This window comes from Kitasatospora sp. NPDC057965 (genome assembly GCF_042887135.1).
Lineage (GTDB): Bacteria > Actinomycetota > Actinomycetes > Streptomycetales > Streptomycetaceae > Kitasatospora.
The window spans coordinates 1-4,062 of record NZ_JBHVPZ010000071.1 but is presented as its reverse complement, the minus strand read 5'-3'; the positions used below and the strand labels follow the sequence as shown (position 1 = coordinate 4,062).

At 72.3% G+C, this 4,062-nt stretch carries 4 protein-coding genes; 3 read left to right on the top strand and 1 reads right to left on the bottom strand.

From position 1 onward, the window contains the following. The first annotated feature begins 350 nt into the window (after positions 1-350). From ACFVVU_RS38970 to ACFVVU_RS38960, 3 genes are all read left to right on the top strand, one after another. On the top strand, positions 351-1,142 hold the full coding sequence (locus ACFVVU_RS38970; protein ID WP_387794580.1) for a 3-hydroxybutyrate dehydrogenase: 792 nt from the start codon (positions 351-353) through the stop codon (positions 1,140-1,142). A 143-nt stretch (positions 1,143-1,285) separates the two neighbouring features. Then, the gene (locus tag ACFVVU_RS38965) at positions 1,286-2,566 is read left to right on the top strand and encodes an esterase/lipase family protein (protein ID WP_380684459.1); all 1,281 of its coding nucleotides are present in this window, start codon (positions 1,286-1,288) and stop codon (positions 2,564-2,566) included. Positions 2,567-2,577: 11 nt separating this feature from the next. Further along, the gene (locus ACFVVU_RS38960; RefSeq protein WP_387794579.1) at positions 2,578-3,606 is read left to right on the top strand and encodes an alpha/beta fold hydrolase; all 1,029 of its coding nucleotides are present in this window, start codon (positions 2,578-2,580) and stop codon (positions 3,604-3,606) included. Between the two features lie 75 nt (positions 3,607-3,681). Here ACFVVU_RS38960 and ACFVVU_RS38955 read toward each other — a convergent pair. Further along, the coding region (locus ACFVVU_RS38955) for an SRPBCC family protein (RefSeq protein WP_387794577.1) at positions 3,682-4,062 on the bottom strand (381 nt) is incomplete at its 5' end.

The window sequence follows — 4,062 nt, the reverse complement described above, 5'->3', positions numbered from 1 at the left end:
ACACATAGCGGTGATCTTCGCGGACACCTCGACCGCGAAGATCACCGCCAGCTGATCACGCCATGCAGCCGATCAATTACCCAACACTTTCTTAGAGGAGGTTCGACAATCCCTTGATCACTCAGTTGAATTGACGTCAAATCACTCCCATCCCGCCCAGGCCGGACATCGCCTCGACGGGACACCGACACACCGTCGCCGCGGGGCGGCACCTTGGCCAGGTTCAGCCGACGGGTGGCCGAGGGCCCGATGGAGGCGACGCGCTGTGGTGGTGGCCACCACCATCCGGTACGCAACTGTGGTACCGGGGGACGTGTGCCCGACCCCGCCGGGTTCCTAGCGTGGCGGCCATGGAGAACACCGAGAGCACCGGCGGCCGGGCCGCCGCCCCGGCCGCCCGCTTCCTGACCGGGCGGAAGGCCCTGGTGACGGGCGCGGCGAGCGGCATCGGCCGGGCGTGCGCCACCGCCTTCGCCGAGGCGGGCGCGCACGTGTACGTCGTCGACCTGGCGGGGGACGCCGCCGAGGCCGTCGCGGCGGAGATCGGCGGCACGGCCCATGTGGTCGACCTGGCGGACCCGGCGGCGGTGGACGCCCTCCCGGACGACGCCGACATCGTGGTGAACAACGCCGGGCTCCAGTACGTGGCGCCGATCCAGGACTTCCCGGTCGAGCGCTTCGTACTCATCCAGCGCGTGATGGTCGAAGCGCCGTTCCGGATCGTCCGGCGCACCCTGCCGCACATGTACGGGCGCGGGTGGGGGCGCATCGTCAACATCTCCTCCGTGCACGGGCTGCGGGCGAGTGCCTTCAAGTCGGCGTACGTGACGGCCAAGCACGCCCTGGAGGGGTTCAGCAAGGTCGCCGCCCTGGAGGGCGCGCCGCACGGCGTCACCAGCAACTGCATCAACCCCGGGTACGTGCGCACGCCCCTGGTGGAGAACCAGATCGCCGCGCAGGCCGCCGCGCACGGCATCCCGGCCGAGGAGGTGGTGGAACGGATCATGCTCGACCGCACCGCGATCAAGCGGCTCATCGAGCCCGAGGAGGTCGCGCGGGCCGCGCTCTTCCTCTGCGGCCCGGACGCGGGCTTCGTCACCGGCGCGTCCATCCCGCTGGACGGGGGCTGGACCGCCCACTGACCCGACCGGCACCCCACCCCCTGGCCAGGTGGCCGACGCCCACACCGTGCCGCCCGAGGTATGCGCCGCCGACATAGGGCGCACGCCGCGGCGTCCCTAGGGTGTCACGCACTGGACCCTCGGTGTGGAGGAGTGAACGCGGTATGTGGAGAAGCGGACGTGGCAGGCGCAGAGGCTTCGGCTGGCTGCTGGCGAGCGTGCTGGCGCTGATCGGCGCGGTCGTCCCGGCGGTGCCGGCCTCGGCGGCGGTGCCCTCCAACCTGACGCTGGAGGCGAGCTACAGCAGCGTCGCCAACGGCTGGGACCGCGTCGAGCGGTACCTCGACACCACCCCCGGCTTCCAGCAGGAGCAGTATCCGCCGGACGGCCGCGGCAACCAGGACGGCCAGCGGCTCACCTTCTTCGGCGGCGTCAAGCAGCCGTTCTCGGGCCGCTTCCTGCTCTACTCGGCCCCGGGCTGGAACACCGGCTCGCACCAGGTCCCGGTGCTGCTGGTGCACGGCGCCAACGACAACCCGGACCGGGCCTGGGCCAATCCCGGGGAGTCCGGCGGCTACGGCTGCGGAGCCGTCTCCTGTCCGGGCACCGGGCTGATGCAGTACCTGTCCGGGCGGGGCTACCGGGTCTTCGCGGTCGGCTTCGCGCACAAGCAGGGCGACAACCTGATGCAGGCCCAGGCGGTCGGCGACGCCGTCGCGCTGATCCGCGCCAAGCTCGGCGTCCCCCAGGTGGACGTGGTGGGCTGGAGCAAGGGCGAGATGTCCGCGCGCTCCTACGTGTCCTCGGTCAAGCCCTCCTGGGGCCGCCCGTACGCCGGCGACGTGCGCAAGCTGATCACCATGGGCGGCCCGAACGGCGGCTACGACTACCCGTTCGCCCACGGGTGGGCGCACGACTTCTCCATCTGGCCGCAGTGCGGCGGCCAGGTCAACGCCCCCGCGCCGCACCTGCGGATGACCTGCTACGGCACCTACACCGCGCACCCGGAGTTCTCCTTCGCCCCCTCGGGCGGCTACGACGTCTACCCCGGGCAGCGGCAGATGCTGGCCCGCTGGGACTCGGTCTTCGGCATCGACCAGACCCAGCAGGACTGGTACACCACCTACTACGGCGGGCAGGGCTTCTACACCGACGGCGGCGGCATCCAGGCCGCGATCAACGCCGGCTCGCTGATCGCCCCGCTGCACCAGGCCGGGGTGCCCGCCTCGGTGACGACCTACCTCCTGGCGGGCGGCGCGCCCAGCGTCGTCGGCATCTTCAACGAGAACCGCGCCCCCAGCGACGGCGTGGTCTTCGTGGCCAGCGCCCTGGACACCACCGGCATCGCCACGGTCGGCGGCACCGCGCTGATCTCCCTCGCCAACCACCTGCAACTCGGCTGGGACGGCGCGGCGAGCGCCCAGGTCGCCGGCTGGCTGAACTGAGGACACGCCCGATGATCACCGATCGACTGATCACCACCGACCGGCTGACCGTGAACCACGCCGAGATCGAGGGCCGCACCGGCGAGCCGGTGGTCCTGGTCCACGGCAACGTCTCCTCCGGCGTGTTCTGGCACCCGACCATGGCCGACCTGCCCGAGCGCTACCGCCCGCTGGCGCCCGACCTGCGCGGCTTCGGCGGCACCGAGCCGCTGCCGGTGGACGCCACCCGGGGTCTGCGCGACCACAGCGAGGACCTGCTCTCCTACCTCCAGGAGCTGTCCCTGGGCCCGGTGCACCTGGTCGGCTGGAGCATGGGCGCCGGGGTGGCGCTGCAACTGCTGCGCGACCACCCTGAGCTGGTCCGCTCGCTCACCCTGGTCAACCCGGTCTCCCCGTACGGGTTCGGCGGCACCCACGGGGTGGACGGGACACTCAACTCGCCCGACGGGGCGGGCTCCGGCGCCGGCACCGCGGCGGCGGAGTTCGTCCGGCTGCTGGGCGAGGGCGAGTCGGGCGCCGGGTCGCCGTTCGCGCCGCGTTCGGTGCTGGACACCGCCTACGTCAGCGCGCCGCTGGCCGAGCCGGACCGCTACGTGGCCGCCATGCTGACCACCCGGACCGGGGAGGACCACTACCCCGGCGACAGTCGGCCGAGCGACACCTGGCCGGGCGTCGCACCCGGCGAGCGGGGCGTCCTCAACTCCATGGCGCCGGTCCACTTCCGGATCGACGACCTGGAACTGGTCGAACCGAAGCCGCCCGTCCTGTGGATCCGCGGTTCGGCCGACGTGATCGTCTCCGACACCTCGCTGTTCGACCTCGCCCACCTCGGGGCGATCGGCGCGGTCCCGGGCTGGCCCGGCGCGGACGCCTGCCCGGCGCAGCCGATGGTGGCGCAGACCCGCGCCGTCCTCGACCGCTACGCCGCCGCCGGCGGGCGGGTGCGCGAGGTGGTCGTCGAGGGCGCCGGGCACAGCGTGCACCTGGAGCGGCCGAAGGAGTTCCTGGCCGCGCTGGTGGAGGTGCTGGACGGGGCCTGACGACACGGCCGCCACAGCCCCGTGGCCCCGGTCCGCCGTTGTGCGGGCCGGGGCCACGGGGCTGTTCGGTGCCGTTCAGCCGGCGAGGGTCTTGTGGAGGGCGTCGAGGCCGTCGGTGTAGATGCCGGTGAAGAGGTCGACGACCTCCTGGTCGGTGGCGTTGACCGGGTTGAAGCGGCCTGACCACTGGACCTCGGCGAGGTCGTCGCGGCCGGGGACGGCGTGCACGCGGATGGTGGAGACGTAGCCGTCGACCGGGAACGGGGCCTGGAGGATGGCGTAGCTGTACTGGCGCTCGGTCTCGTTGAAGTCGACGAGGCGTTCGACGATGACCTGGCCCTCGGGGTTCTTGAGGCTGCGGACGCGGCCGCCCTGGGAGGCGACGCTCTCGGGGATGTAGGGGAGCCAGTCGGGGAGGGCGTCGAAGCCGCCGATGAGGTTCCAGACCTTCTCGGG